The 1867-nt window shown below is 73.9% G+C and carries 1 pseudogene; it reads left to right on the forward strand.

Annotated features, from left to right (window positions below):
* Nucleotides 1-1867: pseudogene (locus ACWD3D_RS36540) on the forward strand (hypothetical protein); the annotation flags it as partial.

The raw sequence follows: 1867 nt of genomic DNA on the forward strand, positions 1-1867 counted from the left end.
CAGGGCCGCCCAGCGCGCCGCCGACGACGCCCGCCGCACCGCCCGCGCGCTGCGCGCCGAACGCGCCGAGATCGCGGGCGCACCGGAACCCCTGCCCGAGCCCGGTGAGCACACCGCCCGCCAGGCGCTGCCCACCCTCCGCGAGGCCTACCGCGCGGCCTCCCAGCTGTACGAGAAGGTGGGCGTCGGCGCGGACCTCCGCGCCGAACAGGCACGGGCCGAGAGTGACGAGAGCGCCGCCCTCCTGGAACTCGACCGCCTCAGCAACAAGGTGCGCACCCGCGCCGCCCAGCTCCTCGAAGGCACCGACGGCGCCGACAGCCCCTCCCGGCAGGCGGCGGCGGCCCGCGCCGAATCGCTCGTCCAGCTCCTGGAGACCCGCGCGTCCACCGCCAGCGAACAGCTCGGCCGGCTGCGCGGCGAAGCCGAACGCCTCGCCCCCGCCGACGAGTCGCCGCACCACACCGAACTGCCCGAGGAACTCGTCCCGGCCGACGCCGAAGCCGCCCGGACCCTGTTCCGTACCGCCACCGGCGAACTCGCCGCCGCCACCGCGTCCCTGGACACCGCGCGTGCCGCGCACGCCGAGCTGCTGCACGCCCACCGCACCGCCGAGGACTCCGCGGGCGGCTTCGACGAGACCGCAGCCCTGCTGCGCGACCTCCTGCGCGACCACGGCACCGAGGACGAGGAAGACGGCCCCGAGCCGCACCCCGGCACCCTCGAAGAGGCCCGGACCTCCGCCGCCGAGGCCCGCCGCTCACTGCGCGGCTGCGCGGCCGACCTCTCCGCCGCCGAGGCCGCGGTCAGGGAGGCGAGCGACATCCTGGTACGCCACGCCAACTCCACCCGCTACGAGCAGGTACGCACCCCCGCCCGCCAGCAGATCCGCGAACTCCCCGCCTCCGCCCTGCCCGAGCACGCGCAGAAGTGGGCCGACGCCTTCGCCCCCCGGCTGCGCGTCCTCACCGACGAACTCGCGCAGCTGGAACGCAACCGCGACTCCATCACCGACCGGCTGCGCGGCCTGGTGGAATCGGCCCTCGCCACCCTGCGTTCCGCGCAGCGGCTGTCCCGGCTGCCCGAGGGACTGGGGGAGTGGTCGGGACAGGAGTTCCTCCGCATCCGCTTCGAGGAACCCGACCAGGCCACGCTGACCGAGCGACTCGGCGAGGTCATCGACGAGGCGACCCACTCGGCCCTCAAGAAGAACGCCGACCTGCGCCGCGACGGCATGTCCCTGTTGCTGCGCGGAGTGGAGGCCGCGCTCCGGCCCAAGGGCATCGCGGTGGAGATCCTCAAGCCCGACGCGGTGCTGCGCGCCGAACGCGTCCCCGTCGGACAGATGGGGGACGTCTTCTCCGGCGGTCAGCTGCTCACCGCGGCCATCGCGCTGTACTGCACCATGGCCGCGCTCCGCAGCAACGACCGTGGCCGCGACAAGCACCGGCACGCCGGCACGCTCTTCCTGGACAACCCCATCGGCCGCGCCAACGCCACGTACCTGCTGGAACTCCAGCGCGCGGTGTCGGACGCGCTCGGCGTCCAGCTCCTCTACACGACGGGGCTGTTCGACACGACGGCGCTCGCCGAGTTCCCCCTGGTGATCAGGCTCCGCAACGACGCGGACCTGCGGGCCGGGCTGAAGTACATCAGCGTCGAGGAGCACCTGCGGCCGGGCCTGCCCCAGCAGGACCCGGAGGGCGAGACCGTGCACGGGGAGATCACGGCGACCCGGATGTTCAAGCGGAGCACGGAGCAGCCAACGGGCTGCCGTCAACAACGGCACCGAACCCCGGACCGTCGAGCTCACCACCGAGTCCGCCCGGATGAACTTCCGCACCCTCTACGGTGGTTCGGCCACCGT

This window comes from Streptomyces sp. NPDC002690, assembly GCF_053592415.1.